Here is a 21,429-nt window from a genome sequence, read left to right as displayed (position 1 = left end):
GAAGGCCGTACTGGAACTGGGTTTTGTTATGTAAACAGGGGCGTAGTGCCCTTTTTTTATTGCTTTTTTCAGGGAGGCGGCAAATGAAGAACATAGGAATTACAACGACGGTGCCTGTTGAAGTTCTGCTGGCGGCAGGCTATAACGTAATAGATATTAATAATGCTTTTATATCGGGGGAGCTGTATGCACTCGATATTGAAAGGGCCGAAAGAGACGGATTTCCCAAAAGCTCCTGTGCATGGATAAAAGGAATATACGGGGCATGTATACGATGCGGAATAAGTGAAATAGTGGGAGTTGCCGAAGGTGACTGCTCAAATACAAAGGCGCTGCTGGAGGTTTTAAGGAGAAAGGGAATTAAGGTGTACAGCTTTTCTTATCCGGCGGAGCATACCTTAAAAAATGTGACTGCGGAAATAAATAAATTTTTGAAGACCTTTAATGTTTCTGTCGAGCAGGCCGAGGCTGTAAGAAAAGAGTTGAATGAGGTAAGGAACTATGCAAGGGTTATCGATGAGCTGACATATATTGATAACAAGGCAACGGGATTTGAAAATCATATATCTCAAGTTTCCCTGAGTGATTTTGTTATATCAGGGGATACTGCTCCGTCGATTGATATAACAGGTGGCACAGGCCCTTCAAAGGCTTCTGAACAAATATACGGCTGCGGCTATGAATATAACAATATGAATATATTCAAAAGCAGTCCGGCAAAATGCAGGGACAGACTTTTGGGGAAAATATATGAAATAAGACACCGGACTTCTGAAAATACAGGGCTTCGTATTGGTTATACAGGAGTTCCGCCTATGACCTGCGATATATATCCCTATGTGGAAGGAATGGGTGCAAGGATTGTGTACAATGAGGTTCAGCGGGAATTTGCGTTTCCTAGAGTGCTTGAGGCAAAAAGCATATATGAGCAGTATTATGATTATACCTATCCTTATGATTTGTCCTTCAGATTGAAGGAAATAAAAAAACAGATTGAGCTGAGAAGGCTGGACGGCATATTACATTATACACAGGCTTTCTGTCATAGGGCAATAGAGGATATTGTCATTAAAGAGGCTTTGAATATTCCGGTACTGACAATTGAAGGTGATAAAGCCAACCGGCTTGATTCCAGAACAAAGCTTAGGATTGAAGCGTTTCTGGACATGCTTAGGGATTTGAAGCTGAATAGGGGAGGTAAGGACAAATGAAGGTATTGGGAATAGATTTGGGAAGCAGAGAGGTTAAGATTGCTCTTATGGACAAGGGGAGGATTGTACAAAAAAAGAAAATCAGTACAATGTCCTTTTATAAAAGCTGCTGTACGTATAAGGGTAAGCTTGAGGCAGATATATCCAGACTTGGCATTTATGAGCCTGTCAAGGCTGTTTCCACAGGCTATGGCAGAAACAATACGGATATTGGAATGTTCAAGCCGATAACAGAAATTAAGGCTCATGTTTATGGTGTGCTGTATCAAACGGGATTAAAGGATTTTATTCTTCTGGACATAGGAGGGCAGGATGTAAAGGCGGTAAGGGTTGAAAAGGGGCTTGTGACCGATTTGGAGCTGAATGACAAATGCGCCGCATCCTGCGGAAGATATCTGGAGAATATGGCGGCAGTATTGGAAATTTCCCTTGAGGAGATGACAAAATATTGTGAGAACCCGATTGAGCTTAACTCAACCTGCTCTGTTTTTTCAGAATCGGAATTGATAGGAAAGATTGCAGAAGGAATCAGCTCAGACAGGCTTTGCGCGGGAGTAAATTATTCTTTGTACGCAAGGCTAAGACCTCTGCTTGCAAAATTTAAAGGAAAAAGGCTTGTTATGACCGGCGGCGTTGCCAGTAGTCCTGCTTTGACGCAATATCTGAAAAATGATTTTGATGAGATAATACATGTTGAAGAACCTCAGTTTAACGGAGCCATAGGCTGCTGCAGCTACGGGGCAGGGTTATTCTGAACGGCAGTTGTACAGTGCGGTATCAGTTTAAAGGGACTGCCGGATACAGGCAAGCTTATAGAATTAAAATATCAGATGAAGGGATGTATTTAAAATGGGGAAAGCGGTTGTTTTATTATCAGGAGGGCTGGATTCGGCTACTGCCTTGTATTTGGCGAAAGCCGAAGGCTATGAGGTGTATGCGTTGTCCTTTGAATATGGTCAGAGGCATAAGAAGGAAATTTCCTGTGCTGAAAAATTAGCTCAAAAAGCAGGAGTTAAGGAGCATATTGTAGTAAATACAAATATGGACGCATGGGGAGGCTCAGCTTTGACAGACAGCAGTATAGCGGTTCCGGAAGCCGATTTGGACACAGGCCTGATACCTGCGACCTATGTGCCTGCAAGAAACATGATATTTCTGTCTTATGCCGCATCCTATGCAGAGGCAAAAGGAGCACAGAATATTTTTATAGGTGTGAGTGAGGTTGATTACTCCGGTTATGTGGACTGCCGAAAAGAGTTTATTGATGCAATGGAAAATGCCGTCAATATGGGAACGGTCTGCTCGGTGGAGTACGGCAAAAGAATTAAAATACATGCACCGTTTATAAGCATGAAAAAGGCCGAGGAGATAAAATTGGGAATATCCTTAGGGGTGGATTACAGCAGTACATGGACATGCTACAACGGAGAAGAACGGGCATGCGGAGTATGCGACAGCTGCAGGTTGAGGCTGAGGGCATTTGAGGAGGCAGGGGCTAAGGACCCTGTACAGTATAGGCAATTGTGAAAGCAGAATAACGGGCTGTTTTTTATTTTGACAGTAATTACATGAAAATATAAGCAAGCATGAGAAAAACCAAGAAAATAAAAAATAATTTAAAAGCATTGGCTTCCTTTGACATTTGAGTTATTTAATAAGGAGTTGCTTTTATATACATATTTTAGTATTATTAATTTAAGGTCAAAGAAAGTCAAAGTTAAATTAGTTGAAATTTATTATGATTGCTTATATATATAATATTATGGGTGAAGTTGTTAAACATAAGGTTCCTGCAAATAAGGAATGACTGTAAACGGCAGCGGAAAGGAGGTGCACTTTTATGCAGTATAATGACTATTATAGCGCTCTTGGCCTTGAAAGGGATGCGGCACAGGAGGATATAAAAAAAGCGTACAGAAGGCTTGCAAAGAAATATCATCCTGATGTAAATCCCGGAAATAAGCAGGCAGAAGAAAAATTCAAGCAAGTGAGCGAAGCCTATGAGGTACTCGGTGACCCGGAAAAGAGAAAGAAGTATGACAGCTTCGGGAGTGCAACAAACTTTGAAAACGGATATGATTTTGATCCTTCTCAATTCGGCAAAAATGTAAGCTATGAATACAGAGCGGGAAATACCGGCAATCACAGTGATTTCTTCAATATGATTTTCGGAGAAAACGGCTTCGATTTAAATTTTGAAAATATTTTCAGTAATTCAGGAGTAAATAGAAGCGTAAACTACTGCAATAACGGGGAAGATATCGAGACGGAAATAGAGTTGACTGCTGAGGATGGGTTTAGGGGTGTAGAAAAAAGAATTAATTTAAGGAGTCAGGGAGGAGAAAAAAGTCTGACCTTCAAGGTTCCTAAGGGTGTCAGAAACGGTGAGAAAATCAGGCTTCACGGCCAGGGTGAGCTTGGAAGTAACGGAGGGAAAAACGGGGATTTATATTTAACAGTCAAGTTAAAACCAAGCGCAAGATTTACAATAGACGGCAGCAATCTGAGCACCGGGCTGGATATTATGCCTTGGGATGCAGCTCTGGGAGGAGAAATGACAGTTGAAACTCTTGACGGCAAAATACTGGTAAAGGTGCCTCCGGGTGTGCAGACCGGCAGCAGGATACGTGCAGCCGGAAAAGGATATATTGACAGAAACGGAACAAGAGGTGATCTTTATATCAGAGTGAGGATTGTAAACCCTGTTAATATTACCCGTGAAATGAAAGAGCTTTATGAGAAGCTGAGGAAGGCATCTGACAAAAGAGGCAGATAATTAGCACGGGGCTATCGTTGAAAGCCTTTGCACGATAAAATACCGGCACAATAGGAAGGGAGGAATATAAAAATGAATATAGACAGATTTACCGAGAAAGCACAAAATGCAGTTTCCGAATCACAGGATATAGCTTTAAAAATGGGACATCAGCAGGTGGATGGAGAGCATTTGCATCTTGCCCTGCTGACTCAGGAGGATGGACTTATTCCAAAGCTCATAGGGTATATGGGGCAGGATGTGCAGCTTTTTACAAAGGATATCGGGTCTGAGCTTAACAAGCTTCCCAAGGTATATGGCAGCGGTGCCTCAGAAATGTATGCCACAAGAAGGTTCAATGAGATACTGGTTCATGCGGAGGACGAGGCAAAACGGTTTAAAGACGAGTATACCAGTGTGGAGCATATTTATATGGCCTTGCTTAAGGAGAAAAATTCGCCGTCACAGTCTGTTTTTAAGCGCTTCGGAATTACACTTGAAAAGTTTATGGCGGCACTGGGCAAGGTGCGCAGCAATCAGAGAATTACCTCAAAAAATCCAGAGGAAACCTATGATGCTTTAAAGAAGTACGGAAGGGATCTGGTGGAATATGCAAGAAGCGGAAAGCTTGACCCGGTAATAGGAAGAGATTCGGAAATCAGGAGGGCTATACGTATTCTATCCAGAAGAACTAAGAACAATCCGGTGCTGATAGGTGAACCGGGTGTCGGTAAAACCGCGGTTGTTGAAGGTCTTGCCCAAAGGATATTAAAAGGAGATGTTCCGGAAGGGCTGAAGGACAAAACTATTTTTGCTCTGGATATGGGCTCGCTGATAGCAGGAGCCAAGTACAGAGGAGAATTTGAAGAAAGGCTCAAGGCAGTTTTAAATGATGTAAACAAGTCAAATGGCAGAGTTATTCTATTTATTGATGAGCTGCACAATATAGTGGGTGCCGGAAAGGCAGAAGGCGCCATGGATGCAGGCAATATTCTGAAGCCTATGCTGGCAAGAGGAGAGCTGCATTGCATAGGGGCAACGACTCTTGATGAATACAGGAAATATATAGAGAAGGATGCGGCGCTTGAAAGAAGGTTCCAGCCGATAGTAGTTGAGCAGCCTACGGTTGAGGATACTATATCCATATTGAGAGGCTTGAAGGAGCGCTTTGAAATACATCACGGGGTAAGAATTACCGACAGTGCAATTATTGCATGTGCAGTGCTTTCAAACAGGTATATCAGCGACAGGTTTCTTCCTGATAAAGCCATAGACCTTATGGATGAGGCTGCTGCAATGATAAGAACCGAGATTGACAGTATGCCGGCAGAGCTTGATGAGATATCCAGACGTATTATGCAGCTTGAAATTGAGCGCCATGCGCTCAAAAAAGAGGAGGATGCCGTTTCAATGGAAAGACTTGCCGCCCTTGAAAGGGAAATATCCTCAATAAAAGAAAAGGCTGACGGAATGAAAGCTCAATGGGAGCTGGAAAAGGAAAATATTAAAAGAGAAAAGGATATCAAGCAGCAAATCGAGGAGGTCAAGAGGCAGATTGAGGATGCGGAAAGGAGCTATGACCTGAACGAGCTGGCGGTACTGAAGCATGGCAAGCTGCCTGAGCTGCAAAGACAGCTTGAGGAGGAAAAACAGCGCAAGAAGTCAAACAATGCCTTGCTGTTAAAGGAAGAGGTCACCGAAGAGCAGATTTCCCAGATAGTTTCCATGTGGACGGGAATACCTGTTACAAGGCTTGTGGAAAATGAAAAGGAAAAGCTGCTTAATCTGGAGGCAATTCTTCATAAACGGGTTGTGGGTCAGGAAGAGGTTGTCACTGAGGTCTCTAATGCAGTTATCCGTGCCAGATCGGGACTGAAGGATCCAAGAAGGCCAATAGGTTCATTTATTTTTCTCGGGCCCACCGGTGTGGGAAAGACTGAGCTGGCAAAGGCTTTATCAGAAGCTCTTTTTGACAGTGACGACAATGTGGTGCGCATAGACATGTCAGAGTACATGGAAAAGCATTCGGTGGCAAGACTGATTGGCGCACCTCCCGGATATGTAGGCTATGATGAGGGGGGACAGCTTACGGAGGCAGTCAGGAGAAAGCCCTATTGCGTAATTCTGTTTGATGAAATTGAAAAGGCTCATCCGGAGGTATTTAATGTACTCCTGCAGCTTTTGGATGATGGCAGGCTCACAGACAGTCAGGGAAGGACTGTCGATTTTAAAAATACGGTCGTAATAATGACTTCAAACATAGGAAGCCAATACCTTCTGAATGGCATAAGGCAAGACGGTGGTTTAGAGGAGTCTGCGAGAGAGGCCGTACTGGGAGAGCTGAACAGAGGCTTTAAGCCTGAATTTCTGAACCGTATTGATGAAATTGTCCTCTTCAAGCCGCTGAGAAAGGAAGAAATTATCAAGATAATTGATTTGTCATTGAAGGATATCCAGAAAAGGCTTGAGGACAGAAGATTGGTTTTGAGGGTATCGGACCCGGCAAAGCGATATATGGCAGAGAATGCATATAATCCTGCGTTTGGTGCAAGACCGGTCAAACGGTATATGCAGAAGTTTATAGAGACAGAAATCGGTAAAATGATTATCAAGGGAAATGTAACGGAGGGTAAGATTATTAATATTGATTTTTCTGATAATGAATTGAAAATCAGTGTTCTGTAGTTGAGGCTTATAAATTTATGCCGGAAAAGCAACAGCGAGCTGAGTGCTTGGCAACGGCATAAATTTATAAGCTGACCCGTTTTTTAAAATTTTCACTATATGTATATATCGGAAAATTCTACTGCTGTGGCTTGTATCAACCGATTATCAAGTACTCCGCATTTTATGTTTTCGGAATTGGTTTTTCTGATTTTTTTTGCGGGGAACAGAAGGCTAAAAGAGCTTCCGCAGCCTTCCTTGCTTTCAAGGGTAATTATTCCTTTTTGAGATTCAACAAGCATTTTGACAAGTGACAGTCCTATACCTGTTCCTTCGGCTTGTCTGGTCAGAGAATTGTCAACCTGCCCGAATCTTTCAAATATTACATTCACCTTGTCGCTGGGTATGCCTATTCCGTTGTCTTTAACCTGAATACATATCATACGCTTTTGGTTTACAATTTTTTGAGATACTCTTACATTGATGGATTTACCTTTAGGTGTAAATTTAATTGCATTTGACAGCAGATTTAAAAGTATTCTTTCATATTTTTCCTCATCAATTCCTATTTCCTTTTGTTTAAGAGTAGAGGAAAATTTTAATTTTATACCGCTTTGCTGTGCATACAGCTGAACAGAATCTGTAATGGATTTGGTCAGAAAGACAATATCTTCATTTGATTGGTTGAGTTTCATCTGGCCGGAGTTAAAACGTGTTATATCCAGAAGATTGTTAACCAACCGTAATTGTCTGTAGGAATTCTGACGTATTTTGCTTATGAAGCTTCTTGCTTTAGGTGATAATTCTTCCCTGCACAGAAGCTCCATTGCCTGGATTGCCGAATTTATGACAGTCAGCGGTGTTTTAAACTCATGGGATATAAGAGCGAGAAATTCATCCTTCATTTCAATGGATTTTTGCAGAGCTTCATTTTTTTCACGCTCTGACTCAATTAAAAGCTCTTTATTCATTTCATATTGCAAATGCTCTATTATATCCAGACTTAATCTGGCAAGCATATCCAGCAGCGAGTTCTCCCATTCCTCCAGATGGTGGTGAGGTCTATACTGAGTTGACAGTATTCCGAGTAATTGACCAGAGCGGCTGATAAGAGGAGTAAACTGGATGGTTCTGTTGCTTAGCATAGAAATATTAGGTATATCATTTTTAAATATAAACATATTGCTTTGGGAGATATCCTCAATTATTATCCGTTCCTTGATTTTAAGAATCTGCTCATATAGCTTGTGAAAATTGTGAGCCTTTGAAAAGAATTTTAAAGATGCTTCATCCAGCCCGTAATGTGCCATAACACTGATTTTTTTTGCCTGGTCGTCCAACAGATGAATACAGCAGGCCGCAGCATTTGTAAACTCAATGACGGTTTCAATTATTTCATCAAGTACCTCTTTTATGCTGCCTTTTCTGGTAGACTGCTCACTGACTGCATGCAAACGGTTTTTTAAGGCTAATTCCTGAGTTAATCGCTCTTTTACCGAATTGGATATTTTCTCAGCCTGCTTGCGGGCGGTGATATCATGTCCCACAACGACATAGCCCAGAACATGGCCATATTTGTCATAATAGGCTCTTGATGTGGTCTCAACCCAGAAGGAAGAGCCGTCCTTACGGTGATGAATGTATTCGGTTCTCATTGTATCAGACAAGCTTGATTTGGATTGCAGCTTGAACTTATCATCTTCACTGAAAACCAGCTGTAAAATTTCTAATGATGTCTTATCAATGGCTTCGGCTGCAGTCCAGCCATACATCAGCTCGGCGGCAGGATTCATATACGTCAGCTTGTGATTAGAGTCAAAAGCCACAATTGCATCATTGGCAATTTCAAGAATATTGACCGGATACACGAGCTTTTTATTGTTTTTAACCTGCCCTGTGACATTCAAGGAACAGCTTATTCCCATTAATTGTTTTCCTTCTGAATCATATACAGGAGACCCCTTCAGATTAAAATAAAAGGTTCCAAGATCTGAAGTGTATACAAGCCTTTCCTGTATCGTTTTTTCGCCGTTAAGTACCTGAACGATGGGAAGCATTTTTGACGGTAATTCATTACCGCTTTTATCATAATATGTACCCTCCCGATATGTACATCCTGCTTTTTCTAAAGAATCAGTGGGCGAAAAATAATCTTTTGCCTTATTGCCAATAATTGCATAGGCACCGTCTTTGTCCAGAGCAGATATAATATCAGACACATCTTTTGGCAATGTTTCTGATATATTTTCATATAGCATTGAACCGGATTTTTTCATAACAGATTCCCCTTAAAAGTGGATAAATTTATATAAAAAATATTTATTAAGTTTTATATACCATTTTTAATGTTACATTATAGTACTATATTATAAAAAATGGAAACAAATGTCAATTAAATTTTATATAAATATGTATACATAAATTTCATTTGCTGTAAAATTATGAGCACAGTTTGGGTTTGCTTGTGTTTGTTTAAGATAAATTAATAATTAAAAGCTGAAATTTGTTATAAATATATTGAAAAATGCGGTATGATGGATTAACATATTATGTAGTAGCATGGTATTATGGTAGAAAAGTATAAATATTAAGATATGTTCTTAGTGTAGACAGATTAACATTCCTTGGCTGATGTGTGATGCGGCATGTTTTTTTTATGTTAATCAAATACTTTAAACTGATACCCTGTAAAGGGTATTTTTTGCATTTTAGAATGATTTTAATATATAACCTTGTTACTGGAAGCCAATTATGGTTAAAAACTACCGTGACAGCATAACAGGATTAAGCTGCAAAATTTGCTGACATGGATTTTTCGGTTTTATGTCCGTAATTTTGCCGGTAATTGGCTATTTGAACATTTAAAGGATATACAGCAGATTTTTCTGCATATATCAGGAGAGAAAAATCAAATATAAGTTTAAGTAGGAGGGTTATGTTATGTCAAAAGTCAAATTTTATCATGGAGGGAATATTCCTCTGGAAATGCACAAGGTGCGAATTGTACAAAAGTTAAATCTGCCGCCTGTGGAACGCAGGGTGGAAGCTATAAAGGAAGCAGGAAACAATACCTTTCTTTTGAAAAACAGTGATATTTTTATGGATATGCTCACCGACAGCGGTGTAAATGCGATGAGTGACAATCAGCTGGCAGCTATGATGCAGGCTGATGACAGCTACGCAGGATCTGAAACCTTTACAAGGCTGGAAAATAAAATTCGAGAAATCTTTGATAAAAGGTTCTTTCTTCCGGCTCATCAGGGCAGAGCTTGTGAAAATATACTTGCTCAGGGCTTGGTCAAGCCGGGGGCGATTGTTGCAACAAATTATCATTTTACAACTACAAAGGCCCATATAACCCTACAGTCAGGCTCTGTTGAGGAGTTAGTTATAGATGAGGGCCTGAATGTTAATAGTAATCATCCCTTTAAAGGAAATATGGATATCGAAAAGCTCAACGTGCTGATTGAAAAGCATGGGGCAGAAAATATAGCTTTTGTTCGTTTGGAGGCAGGAACGAATCTTATCGGCGGTCAGCCCTTTTCACTTCAAAATATGAGAGAGGTCCAAAAGGTTTGTAAAGATTTTGGAATTATACTGATTTTAGATGCAAGTCTTCTGGCAGATAATCTGTATTTCATCAAAGAAAGGGAAGAAGCCTGTAAGGACATGAGCATCAGAAAAATTACACGTATAATGTCGGAGCTTTCAGATGTTATTTATTTTTCTGCGCGTAAGCTCGGATGTGCCCGCGGCGGTGGATTATGCACAAACAGCGAGGAAATATATCTGAAGCTTCGTGAGTATATAACTCTTTACGAGGGCTTCCTTACATACGGAGGAATGTCTGTGCGTGAGATGGAGGCTATAACTGTCGGCTTGGAGGAAACCATGGATGAGGATATGATTAATCAGGGACCTCGGTTTATAGCATATATGGTTGAAAAGCTTCAGGAAAAGGGAGTGCCTGTAGTAACGCCTGCAGGAGGCTTGGGCTGTCATATAGATGCAATGAGCTTTGTTGATCATATTCCTCAAAGCCAATATCCGGCAGGTGCCCTTGCGGCAGCTCTTTATATTGCCGGCGGAGTCAGGGGCATGGAAAGAGGAACTATATCTGAGCAGAGGGATGAGCAAGGAAACGAAGTATTTGCAAATGTGGAGCTCCTTCGCTTGGCAATGCCGAGACGTGTGTTTACACTTTCTCAGGTTGAGTATGCCATTGACAGGGTAGTATGGCTCTATGAAAACAGAAAGCTTATTGAGGGCTTAACCTTTGTTGAGGAACCGAAGGTACTGAGGTTTTTCTTTGGTAAGTTAACTGCTGTGTCAGACTGGCAGACCAGATTGGCGGCAAAGTTCAGGGAAGACTTCGGGGACAGCCTGTAATAAGCCTTTCAAATTCAAGAATATATCGGAAAATACAAGACCTGCATACAACTACCTTATGGTGTTTGTGCAGGTTTTGCTTTTTTCACCGCCTGATTTTTTATCAGCGAAAGGATTAATAACAGCACAGGTAAAATAAAGCCGGAAATAAAAATGTAGGGAGGCCATACGGTGGAAGTCCAGTTAATCTGATAGGGCTCATTAGCGTTTACAAAGCCTGAGACAACTCCGATGATCAAGCCTAGGGGCAGGACAATATTTTTGTAATTCTTGAGCTTTATAAGCTGGGACAACCCTGCAACTCCGCTGTAAAAAGCAATATAGGTACTTCCGAAGATAGTAATCAGCCAGTCGATTATTGTAATAGCCTCAAGTCTTGAAAAAAAGACACCTATATCTATTACCTTTGATCTCAAAAAAACAGGCATACGGGTATTTGCAGTAACTGTGCTTCCAAGAACTAAAATACATGAGATGATGGAAATAAACAAAATTAGCATTGCAAGAAAATATCCTGCTAGCATGGCTTTCTTGGCCTTTTTTATGTTTTTTATGTGGGAAGGGTAAATCATGTTTAAAAATATTAACGGCAGTATCGAATATCCCAATAGTGGAAAGGAACCTTTCATAACCGGCAATATTCCCTGTTCCATAACCGGCAATAAATTATTTATATCCATATTTGGTGTGACTAGGGCTATGGAGAGTGTAAACGTAATTATTGAAACATAGAAAAAAATAATCAGTGCCCGGGCCACGGCTTCAAAGCTGTAAAGAAGTGCAATTACAATCACAGCCAGAAATAATATATTTACAGTGTAAGCAGATAAGTCAGGAATGTATGTTTTTGTAAAAAAGTCACCTATATACCATATATACCGTGTAGCCAGCAATAATGCCATAAAAATAAAATTGGCGGAGAACAAGCCTCCGATCCACCTTCCCAGCAGAAGCTGAATAATTTCAATAAATGTTTTATCAGGATACAGTCCCCCCAGATAGGTGTTAATCCATAATACGGGCAAACCTGCAAATGCTGCAAAAATTACAGACAGCCATGCATCCTGATGAGCGTGTTCGGTAACACTTGAAGAAAAACTGATGGTAGTGGGGCCTATTACAGAGCCTGTAGTAATAATAAATAATTGAAAATTTGATATTTTTATTTTATCCATTTTATTAGAATCCTTCAATTTGATAATCCTGATTTATATTTTGCCGGCAGCTTTTTTACAAATAGAGGCGATAATCATTACAACAGGCAAGACAACACCGAAGGTAAAAGCTACCGGAGGCCATACATATGTGTCCCACTCAATCTGGAAGGGTACATTTTTATAAATAGACTGGGAATAAGCGGCAAGTATTAATCCGAGGGGCAGCACTATTTTCTTATGGTCTGATAGCTTGAATATCTGGGATAAGCCTTTGGCTGCCGCATAAAAGAAAAAAAAGGCACTTATAAAAATATTGTTCAGCCATACAGCTACCGAAACTGCTTCAAATCTTGTGAGTATAGTGCCTACATTGACCTCCTGAGTCAAAATAAAAAGAGGAAAGCGTGAGGCGGCAGTGAAGGTGTCTCCCAATACCAGAATGCACATAAGCACACCTGAAAAGGCTACGAACATTCCCAGCAAATAGCCATAAAGCATTGAAGGCTTAGCCTTGGAAAGGTCTTTTATATTAGAGGGATAAATCATATTCAGGACTATAAGAGGCCACACGCAAAGGCTGAGCAGAGGGACAGTCCCCTTTATTACAGGCGTTATACCGTATTCAAGAACCGGCAGAACATTTGTTATATTTATATTTGGGAATAGCATTATCAGTGTAATGAAATAAAAGGGAAACAGTATGGAAAAAAAGATTGTCACCGCCCTGCACATTGCTTCGAGGCCATAGAGCATAGCAATTATCAAAGCAGCCGTAAATAAAATGTCAATCGGGTAGGCAGATACCTCCGGCATATAGGTTGTTGTCAAGAAGTCTCCGACATACCAGATTATTTGGGCAGTAGTCTCAAATATTATAAAAATGAAAAGTATGGATACTATATTTCCAAGCCATTTTCCAAGTGACAGGCAAATGGTTTCAATCAAGGTTTTATCCGGATATAATTTCCCCAGATACATATTGATATAGACTGTAGAAAGCCCTAAGACAGCCGCCAGAATTGCAGAAATCCATGCATCTCTTCCCGATATGCTGGCAATGCTTGAGGAAATAAAAAGCGGTGCGACACCAAAGGTATATGCTGAAATTGTTAACGCAAATTGCAGGTTTGAAATCTTTATTTTGCTCATTTTACACCTTTCGTATTAATTCCTGAGCCGGGTACCGGCACAAGAAATTTTATTGCATCAGATAATTTTTCAACATATCAGAAACGGGAGAAAATACCCATGCAACCCAGTCAGAAGGGTTTGGCAGAGGTAAGTCCAGACATTTAAAAATAGTAATGGCTATGCCTAGGGCAAGTAAAATGCAAAATGCCCATAAATCCCGATACATGCTGCCTCGCACCATTTTAGGTATTTCATAGAAGCATAATGCGGAGCAGGATATTAATACTACTATAATTATAATGATGTGCATTTAACCACTGCTTTCCTTTGAGAAAATTGACTTGGTGTTTTCTCCCAAGCCGTTTACTTTAGCATTGATAACAACATTAACCGGAAGCTTGATAAAGCTGGTATTCCAATCGTTCTTAAGCTTTGCCCATAGTTTGGGATATGTCCTGTGTATTTCTTCACCGAACCCGAAGATATCAGACTTGTATTCAGTTTGCGCTTTTTTTATTGTAGAAATACATAATTCTTTCAGATTTTCTTCTACAAGCCTGCGTATTTTATCTGAATTGGCTTCGGTTGACACATCAAAGGTACCGGTCTGTGCCGCTATATTGTACAAGACATTAATTTCGACATTTATAGACGGCTTATCATCCGACATAAAGGCTTTAAATTTTGATTTAACCTTAATAACCTCAAAGGTTATATTGTCAGTATTGTCAACATTCACATAACCCACTGTGTCAGTAATATTTCCGGTAATATAGTTATAGCCTTTGCTTTCCTCATCGGACAGCCAGCCCTGAAGCCTGTCCTTTTTAAATATACCCAAGCCCGCAAGCTTTATTTTGCTTGGGTCTGTTTCCTTTAATGCATCAATAGAGGTTGATTTGTCCTGCAATTTTTTTATTTCAACTCCTGCAAGAACAGGGTTTTTACCGTCGGATAAAAGAGTATTGACAAGACTTAAAATTTTTACACTCTTTGTAGGAGCATAGTTTTTTTCGGCAGCTTCAATTGAATCAAATAATTCCAAGCCGGAAACGGATTCCAAAGGGGTAATTGTCTTCAGAATCTCATTTGCGGTAGTTCCCTTTGCCACACAAAAGTAATAATCTGTCCGGAACTCATGATCCCGGACAAAGAAATCCAGTACCTTTTGTACTCCTTCTTTTGCAAAAGCCTCGCCGAAAATAATTGTTCTCAGGTGTGCATTGTAGAGCTTCCGCGGAGAATAGGTTACGGCTGACCTTATTGTTTCAAATAAATCCGTTCCTGTTTTTGTGTTGATAATGACAGGAGATTCGCTTGCGCCGCTTTTTGACGCGACTGCTTTAGGGTTAAGTATCTGGTTTGTAATAAGATAACCTTCCTCTGACTTGTCAATGCCTATGGAAATATTTATCGCGATATCGTTGACTTCCCGGCTTCCAAGGCATCCATTCAAAAACAGGGCTGATATCATAATAAATAGCAGTAATAATTTTTTTAGCTTCATATATATCACCTGAATTCCGGCTTTCTTTTTTGCTTGGCTGTTACAGCCTTGTTTTTACCTGCTCTGGGTGTTTTATTATCACTGATTCCGGCAGGCCTGTATTTATTATTCCATAGGGGGAATCTGAAAATGGTATCCTTAATTCCAGTTTTAATTAGCGGGGCAATAGGTGCCATATAAGGAACACCGATAGATTTCAGGCTGCACAGGTGGAGAGTTAAAACCATCAGTCCCATGAAGACTCCATATAAGCCGAATATGGCGGCCAGTATCATCAAGGTAAACCGTATTACCCTTATAGTATTGGACATAGTATAGTTTGGAATGGCAAAGCTTGATATAGCTGTAATTGAAACTATAATAACAACAACGGCTGATATTATACCGGCCTCCACCGCTGCCTGACCTAAAACCAATGCACCTACTATGGAAATTGCCGGGCCTATGACTCTGGGCATCCTCACACCTGCCTCTCTTAATATTTCAAAGATGCCTTCCATAAGCAAGGCCTCTACAAAAGCCGGAAAGGGGACTCCTTCACGCTGGGAGGCAATGCTTATCAGTAATGGTGTGGGTATCATTTCCTGGTGAAAGGTGGTTAATGCAATATATCCTGCGGGAACGATAAGCGTAAGGAACAAGGCTATATACCTTAAAAGACGTATTATGGAGGCCACCAAATACGGGTAATAATAATCTTCACTTGATTGCAGAAATTCAACAAAAACAGCGGGTGCAGTCAGCACATATGAGGTGCCGTCCACCAATATGGCTATTTTCCCTTCGAGAATATCGGCGGCGACTGTATCGGGTTTTTCAGAGCTTAAAAATGTAGGGAAAATAGAATGCTTGTCATCCTTTATTAATTCCTCAATATAGCTGCTGTCAAAAATGCAGTCTATATTAATTGTATTAAGCCTTCTCTTCAGCTCGTCAAGAATATCCTTTTTTGCAATTTTATCAATGTATATCAGTGATATTTTAGTCTTTGTTATGTTGCCGATAAATAAATTCTCAACCCTCAAGGATTTGTTTTTGACTGTTTTTCTGATCAGGGAAGTATTTATGCTTATCTTTTCAACAAAGCTTTCCTTAGGCCCTCTTATGACATTCTGGGTGGTAGGCTCCGAAATTGCCCTGCCCTCAACGGAAAAGGTATCTATGGACAAAAATTTATGGTATTTGTCAACTAAAAATAAGGTTTTCCCGGATAGCAAGTCATTAATTAAATCATTTAAATTTGTGCCTTCTCTGAATTTCCTAAACCCTGTAAGAGAATTTTTAAATAAATTGAAGTATTCCTCAGGTGTCCGGGCTCCAGAATTGTTTTTGGCTTTCATTACTTCGGCTATTTCCTCTGACAGGCTGTTTATGGTGTTTTTGTCTGTAAGATTGTCAATATAAATGCTTGCATAGCATAAGCTGCTTTGAATATTGACTGTGGAAACACCTATTGAAAGATCACTGGAAAACCCGAATTCACTTTTTATTTTTTCTAAGTTTTTATCTAAATCCTTGCTTATGTTTTCAGACGAGGAGAGGTTATCTGTTTTCATATTATTCTTGAAAATTCTTTTAAATGGCGTCATATATAACCTCCGTATGTTTTCAGGCTTATTAAAGGGCAAGCCTTGTGACAATATTTTTAGGGGCTTCCGCCTCAAAACCAGACAATTGTCCGATATTACCGATTCTTTAGCCGATAGCAATTAACCTTTAGTCAAATTAAAATCTCTTTTATGTATTTTTACACTTGCTTAGGAATTTATTCGAATAAAAAATTGGAAGTTATTCATTGTAAAGGACAGATAAGAAAAACCGGTAAATAATATATTACCGGTTTTTCTGCAATTAACGAAAGGCAATTAAGGCAATTGCGGTTAAGCCTTTAACCTACAAATTGTTCCAATTCCATATTGAATTTATCCTGCTCTTCAAAAAACAGTGAATGACCGCTGTTTTCAAAAGGTATCAAAATAGAGTTTTTAATCTCTGCTTTCATTGCTTCTGCCAGAGGGAAGAGACATACCCTGTCGTGGATACCGTGCAAAATTAATGTCGGGACTTGTATTTTTGCAAGATCAGAGAATAAGGCTTCATCCCTGAAGGTTTTTGCACATTCGGCGGTTGCCCACCCGGAAGCTTCGAAACCCAACTGGAAGAACCAATCTGACAAGGCCTGTGTAATCGGTTTGTAGAAAAACATGGGAGCGACATCCTTGAGCATTTGAGGACGGTTATTATAGGTTGCCTGAATAATTTCTGTCACATCCTCTTTAGGCAATCCGTATGGGAAATCGGGTCTTTTAGTCAGGCTTGGGGCTGCCGCTCCAAAAAGTGCAAGCTTTGCGACACCGTATCCGCTGTAGCGGGACATATATCGTATAGCCGTGGCACCTCCCATGGAGTGACCTGCCAGTGTGAAATTTTTCAGGTTAAGGGCATCAACTATATACCGTACATCATCAGCCAGTTGATTGTAATCATAGCCTGAATAAGGCTTGCTGGAATTACCGAAGCCTCTGGTATCAACTCCGATGCAGCGGTATCCCCTCGCAGGGAGTTTATTGAACTGATACTCATATGCCCTGTGGCTCAAGGGCCAACCATGTATAAACAGTATAGTTTTCCTGCCGAGAGGATTTATTTCATTTATATAGATATTTACACCGGGTTTGATTTTTATAAAATAATCCAACTTTTAATACCTCCAAACGTCTTGTTAAATAATAACTATATTATTAATTAACAGGGGATTGTGTGAACATATAAATAAAAACTATGTATTTATATGTATGCAAGAAACCTGTAAAAATTTACAATTAATATAAAAAATTAAAAAATAACTGCGATAAAATATATTGAAAAAAATTACATAATATTATATAATTTTGGCAGTAAGTGTATGTTTTACATATAAAAAGTTTATACATTTGTAAGAATTAGGAGGTGCTTGTAATGGAATATCTGCTGGGAGGGATTGCACTTTTTCCTTATGGTTTTGTACCAATGTACTGGATGGCTTGCGAGGGCCAAACACTTCAAGTTTCACAAAATCAAGCCCTGTTTTCAATAATAGGAAATACATATGGCGGCAATGGAAGTACAACCTTTGCTTTGCCGGATCTCAGGAATGCCTCGCCGTTAACCGGTATGAGATATTGTATTGCAACTTCGGGAATTTATCCGCAAAGAAGTTAGTTGCATAGGAGGCAGGATGCTCAAGCTTGTTCATAAGCAATTATTCTTAATACGAAGTTAATTATTTAAGTAACAAGATTAAATAAAAAATATAAATATCAGGAGGTAGGATTATGGATTATTTATTAGGCGGAATTGCACTGTTTCCCTATTCCTTTGTGCCAATGGACTGGATGGCATGTGAAGGGCAGCAGCTTAATATTTCACAGTATAATACTCTGTATGCATTGCTTGGAACTACATATGGCGGTGACGGAAGAACTACTTTTGCTTTACCGAATTTGAAGGGTGCGGAGCCCTTGCCGGGCATGAAGTATTGCATTGCTATAGTTGGTGTTTTTCCTCAGAGGCAGTAGCTGCCGTACTGAATAAATTATCAGAATACTAAAGTATTTTGACATGGAAAGGATGAAAGAATATGGCAGATACTAATATTGCTTTAAACAGAACTACCAGTGCAAGCAGCTATGTGATGCCTTATGCATCCTCAAGAGCTGTTAACGGAAATTTGCAGCCCACAAGCAGATGGCTTTGCAATACCGTACCGGCTAATATGACTGTTGATTTGGGTGCTACATATGTTATTTCGGCATGGACTGTAAGACACATGGGTGCGGCAGGCTGGAGAGCTCCTGACTATAATATGTGCGATTACATGCTTCAGGGAAGCAATAATAATTCAAGCTGGGTAACAATAGACTCTGTTGTAAACAATTTGGAAACTATAGCCTCAAGAAGCGTAACATGTGCCTATAGATATGTAAAGTTAAATGTAACTAAAGGGCTGAGGACGAATCCTCAGTATGCCTCTCTTATGGAGCTCGAAATCTATGGGCATGCACCTGATGCAAGCTTGTCGGCATTATCCATAAGCAGCGGTGCGCTTACACCGGCATTTGCACCTGCTACATTGGAATATACCGCTCCAAAGGTTCCATATGGAACAACAAGCGTTGTTGTTTATGCTGCAGCGGCAGATCCTACTTCAGCCATAAAGGTGAACGATGCTGAAATGACAGGCGGACAGAGTACAGTCAACCTGAAAGCTGGCATCAATACCATAAACGTGCTGGTAACGGCATTAGATGGTGTGACTGCAAAGACGTACACTATTACGGTTGAAAGAGAGCAGGGAGCTGTTCTGAGCAACCTGACAATAAGCAGCGGAACGCTTAATCCAACCTTCTCAAGCAGTAATTTAAATTATACTACTCAGAGTGTTGGCTACGATACCACCAGTGTTACAGTTACACCTACGACAAACATTTCTGGCTGTACAATAACTGTGAGCGGAAATACTGCAACCAGCGGTCAGCCTTCAACAGTAAAGCTAGATAATGTAGGCAGTAATACCATAAATATTGTTGTTACAAACGGAGCAGCTTCACAGACATATACAATAGCGGTAGTAAGGGCAAGCAGTCCTTATCTGCAGAGTGTTACAGGATTCCAGAATCTGGATCCTGCATTTACTCAGACTAATCTGGGGGTATATACTGCGACTGTTTCAAATAACACAACAAGCACTAAAATAACACCTATGGCTGTAGATTCAAATGCACAAATAACCGTAAACGGAACTGTGGTAGTATCTGGGCAAAAGTCCCAAAACATACCGATCGTTGTTGGTAATAATTCAGTACAAATAATAGTTACGTCAGCAAGTGGAGGAGATCAAAGGATATATAACTTTATTATAGTAAGGACATCATAGAAATACAATATATAACGTTGAATGCTTTATTTTTATTGAAATAAATATTATGTCCTGAGTCAGAATAGTATTATAAATTTTGATTCGGGACAATTTTATAGTTTATGGCATCAGTGCTTTAAGATTATAATGATAGGATTAATGATTGCATTAAGGTATTGAATTACTTTGATATAAAAGAAATTGTTTTAAACTACTAGTTTATGAAGAAAGGCTGACTTTATATAATAGTGATATGAGGATATATACTATATTGCCCTAATGTGCTTAATTATATATAATTGATATGTGATATATAGGGTAGATTTAAAAAGGAGGACATTAATGTTAAAAAAAAGTAAATCTATATTATTTATTATTCTAATTACAATTGCTTTAATTCCATCTATAACCTTTGTTCAGGCGGTAGAGCCTATTCAAGGAGGAACAAGTATTAACAATGCAGCACTTATTTCTAAAACAGATTCACTTATAAGTATTACTGGTGATAGTATAAACCCTGTAAATGCTTACTTTAAATTTGTTGCAGCAACAACGGGTAACTTCACTATAACAACCAGTCCTGTTTCTGCAGATACAGAAGCTATGATTTACTATGATACAAGTGAAACATCAGGTTTGCAGGCAATAGGGGATAATACAGACTGTGAATTCTTATTACAGGACAATCTTAATGAAGGGCAAATATATTACTTGAAAATATGGGAATATGCCAACGGTAATGCAGAAGTTACAATTAATATAACTGGTGGGTTATTGATGGCAGAACCCGAAATCACAATAACCAACTCGGCAGCGAACTTGAGCTATATGGGTGGACAGAAAATAAGTATTTCAGGTACGGTATTTGATGCCGAGGGATATGATGTTACGGTATCTGCCACGATTGATGGGCATTTGGTATCTAAAACTGTTTCAGGAGGAGCTGGAGCATGGACTCTTGAGTGGGATATTGATAGCATGAATATTTCTGATAATAAGTATCAAAATATTGAGTTTATTGTGGATGACGGGACACCTGTCGGACCGGTTTCAGCAATACATACAGGTGATATTGTTGTTGACAAGACACCACCACCGGCACCGACAGCAGTTACTGTAACGCCTGTAGGCGGGATGGTTATTGCAAACAGCCTGAATAAATCAAATACAAACATGACAGCAACTGCTACAATTACTGCGGCTGAGGCAGCGGGAGGAAAAGCCGAGCTTTATCTGGATGGAGTACTGCTTGCAACTGATAATTCAATAGCATCAGAAGATACACAGGTAACATTTGATTTGGGGAAAAGTACTAACGCTGAGCTGCAAGCGGCAGTTGTATCAAGCGGGACTGTAAGTGTAAAGCTCTATGATGCGGCGGGAAACAGTTCAACAAGTTCTGTAAACAATCCTGTTCTAGCTGTTGACTATAATATATCTGAGCAGGTACCTCCCACAGCAACAGTGTATACGATTGGAGGAACTTTAAGGGTTGGAGGAACACTGACAGGATCCTATACCTACTATGATGCAAACGGAGACTCGGAAGGAATAAGTACCTTTAAGTGGTATACGGCAGATGATTCATCAGGGACTAACAAAACTGAGATAGCAGGAGCAAATGCTGAAAGCTATGTGCTTACCAGTGCGGATATAGGCAAATACATAAGCTTTGAGGTAAAGCCGGTAGCTCTGACCGGAACGACACAGGGAACAGC

The 21,429-nt window shown here is 39.8% G+C and carries 16 protein-coding genes; 10 read left to right on the top strand and 6 right to left on the bottom strand.

Annotated elements, in window-relative coordinates; translation table 11 throughout:
• The first annotated feature begins 83 nt into the window (after positions 1-83).
• From LY28_RS19445 to clpB, 5 genes are all read left to right on the top strand, one after another.
• Positions 84-1,211 (top strand): 2-hydroxyacyl-CoA dehydratase family protein, encoded by a 1,128-nt coding sequence (locus LY28_RS19445; RefSeq protein WP_110460320.1) that lies wholly within the window; start codon positions 84-86, stop codon positions 1,209-1,211.
• Positions 1,208-1,966, top strand: a complete 759-nt coding sequence (locus tag LY28_RS01125; RefSeq protein ID WP_110460319.1) for an acyl-CoA dehydratase activase — start codon at positions 1,208-1,210, stop codon at positions 1,964-1,966. The genes LY28_RS19445 and LY28_RS01125 overlap by 4 nt, the downstream gene beginning before the upstream one ends.
• Before the next feature lie 94 nt (positions 1,967-2,060).
• The gene (queC, locus tag LY28_RS01120) at positions 2,061-2,738 is read left to right on the top strand and encodes a 7-cyano-7-deazaguanine synthase QueC (protein WP_110460318.1); all 678 of its coding nucleotides are present in this window, start codon (positions 2,061-2,063) and stop codon (positions 2,736-2,738) included.
• A gap of 313 nt (positions 2,739-3,051) precedes the next feature.
• On the top strand, positions 3,052-3,987 hold the full coding sequence (locus LY28_RS01115) for a DnaJ C-terminal domain-containing protein (RefSeq protein WP_110460317.1): 936 nt from the start codon (positions 3,052-3,054) through the stop codon (positions 3,985-3,987).
• 72 nt (positions 3,988-4,059) lie between these two features.
• A complete protein-coding gene (gene clpB / locus LY28_RS01110) occupies positions 4,060-6,651 on the top strand; it encodes an ATP-dependent chaperone ClpB (protein WP_110460316.1) in 2,592 nt (863 codons plus the stop codon).
• A gap of 95 nt (positions 6,652-6,746) precedes the next feature.
• On the opposite strand, the gene LY28_RS01105 is transcribed toward clpB, so the two are convergent.
• Positions 6,747-8,906 (bottom strand): sensor histidine kinase, encoded by a 2,160-nt coding sequence (locus LY28_RS01105; protein ID WP_110460315.1) that lies wholly within the window; start codon positions 8,904-8,906, stop codon positions 6,747-6,749.
• A gap of 664 nt (positions 8,907-9,570) precedes the next feature.
• On the opposite strand from LY28_RS01105, the gene LY28_RS01100 reads away from it, so the two are divergent.
• The gene (locus LY28_RS01100) at positions 9,571-11,019 is read left to right on the top strand and encodes a tryptophanase (protein ID WP_110460314.1); all 1,449 of its coding nucleotides are present in this window, start codon (positions 9,571-9,573) and stop codon (positions 11,017-11,019) included.
• Positions 11,020-11,075: 56 nt separating this feature from the next.
• Here the strand turns inward: LY28_RS01100 and LY28_RS01095 are convergent, their stop codons facing one another.
• The 5 genes from LY28_RS01095 to LY28_RS01070 all read right to left on the bottom strand — a co-directional run bounded on the left by LY28_RS01095 (position 11,076) and on the right by LY28_RS01070 (position 17,512).
• On the bottom strand, positions 11,076-12,194 hold the full coding sequence (locus tag LY28_RS01095) for a GerAB/ArcD/ProY family transporter (protein WP_110460313.1): 1,119 nt from the start codon (positions 12,192-12,194) through the stop codon (positions 11,076-11,078).
• A 33-nt stretch (positions 12,195-12,227) separates the two neighbouring features.
• Positions 12,228-13,325, bottom strand: coding sequence for a GerAB/ArcD/ProY family transporter (locus LY28_RS01090; protein ID WP_110460312.1), 1,098 nt, complete (start codon positions 13,323-13,325; stop codon positions 12,228-12,230).
• A 292-nt stretch (positions 13,326-13,617) separates the two neighbouring features.
• The gene (locus LY28_RS01080; RefSeq protein ID WP_165835457.1) at positions 13,618-14,814 is read right to left on the bottom strand and encodes a Ger(x)C family spore germination protein; all 1,197 of its coding nucleotides are present in this window, start codon (positions 14,812-14,814) and stop codon (positions 13,618-13,620) included.
• 5 nt (positions 14,815-14,819) lie between these two features.
• Positions 14,820-16,403, bottom strand: coding sequence for a spore germination protein (locus LY28_RS01075; RefSeq protein ID WP_110460309.1), 1,584 nt, complete (start codon positions 16,401-16,403; stop codon positions 14,820-14,822).
• Positions 16,404-16,702: 299 nt separating this feature from the next.
• Positions 16,703-17,512 (bottom strand): alpha/beta fold hydrolase, encoded by an 810-nt coding sequence (locus LY28_RS01070; RefSeq protein WP_110460308.1) that lies wholly within the window; start codon positions 17,510-17,512, stop codon positions 16,703-16,705.
• A 260-nt stretch (positions 17,513-17,772) separates the two neighbouring features.
• On the opposite strand from LY28_RS01070, the gene LY28_RS01065 reads away from it, so the two are divergent.
• From LY28_RS01065 to LY28_RS18985, 4 genes are all read left to right on the top strand, one after another.
• On the top strand, positions 17,773-18,015 hold the full coding sequence (locus LY28_RS01065) for a phage tail protein (RefSeq protein ID WP_110460307.1): 243 nt from the start codon (positions 17,773-17,775) through the stop codon (positions 18,013-18,015).
• Positions 18,016-18,128: 113 nt separating this feature from the next.
• On the top strand, positions 18,129-18,371 hold the full coding sequence (locus tag LY28_RS01060) for a phage tail protein (RefSeq protein WP_110460306.1): 243 nt from the start codon (positions 18,129-18,131) through the stop codon (positions 18,369-18,371).
• A 62-nt stretch (positions 18,372-18,433) separates the two neighbouring features.
• Positions 18,434-19,729, top strand: coding sequence for a cadherin-like beta sandwich domain-containing protein (locus LY28_RS01055; RefSeq protein WP_110460305.1), 1,296 nt, complete (start codon positions 18,434-18,436; stop codon positions 19,727-19,729).
• Between the two features lie 324 nt (positions 19,730-20,053).
• Positions 20,054-21,429, top strand: a 1,376-nt coding sequence (locus tag LY28_RS18985; protein WP_165835456.1) for a hypothetical protein, incomplete at its 3' end; no start/stop codon positions are given.

Source organism: Ruminiclostridium sufflavum DSM 19573 (assembly GCF_003208175.1).
Classification (GTDB): Bacteria; Bacillota; Clostridia; order Acetivibrionales; family DSM-1351; genus Ruminiclostridium; species Ruminiclostridium sufflavum.
Note: the sequence above shows the minus strand (reverse complement) of the source record. Positions and strands in the feature narration are given on the sequence as shown.